Annotated in this window: 1 protein-coding gene; it reads right to left on the bottom strand. The window is 66.4% G+C overall.

The features are described from left to right. A partial coding sequence (locus IMZ11_RS43325) for a hypothetical protein (protein ID WP_228649483.1) occupies positions 1-613 on the bottom strand: 613 nt, incomplete at both ends.

Genomic DNA, 613 nt, shown 5'->3' with positions numbered 1-613 from the left:
GGCCAGCACCTCGTGGACGTAGAAGGGATTGTTGGCCGGGTCGCCCGGAACCTGACTCAGCGGCGGGTTTTGCAGGTGGCCGACGTCGTCGTTGGACTTGAAGATCTCGTTCTTGCCGAACGATGCGACCACCGACCGCTCGTGCAGACTGTGCCAGCTCTTGGTCAGGTCGTCCCACACCTCCAGCCGGGTGCCGCGGAGTAGGTGTTCGAACTTGAGCTCAGGACCCGGCTGCGCGCCGGGCTGGTGAACAGCGGGTTCACCTTTCGGGCTGTCGTCGAGTTGGTCCTTCAGCCGGTCCGGTCGATCGATCTCGGCGACCGCGAAGCCAGTGGCCCGCACACTCGGTGGCGCGAACGAGCCACCGTCGCCGTTGACTTCGATCGCCAGCGCCCGCAGGACGCTGCGCAGCATCTGCTCCACCGACATGCCTCCCGCGTCCGGGTCCAGATCCACCACGCGGTATCGGTCCTCGTCACCCAATCGCAGCCGGCCGCCCGTCCACCGGTCAGGCTCTCTGGGCTGCGCGAGGAACTGCATCCCCGAAGTGGTGCACAGCGTGACGGGGGAGACGTACCGCTCGGTCTGCGCGATCTCGACTTCACACCAGATC

The sequence above is a fragment of the Microtetraspora sp. AC03309 genome (genome assembly GCF_020826795.1).
In the GTDB taxonomy this organism is placed as follows: domain Bacteria; phylum Actinomycetota; class Actinomycetes; order Streptosporangiales; family Streptosporangiaceae; genus Microtetraspora; species Microtetraspora glauca.
Note: the sequence above shows the minus strand (reverse complement) of the source record. Positions and strands in the feature narration are given on the sequence as shown.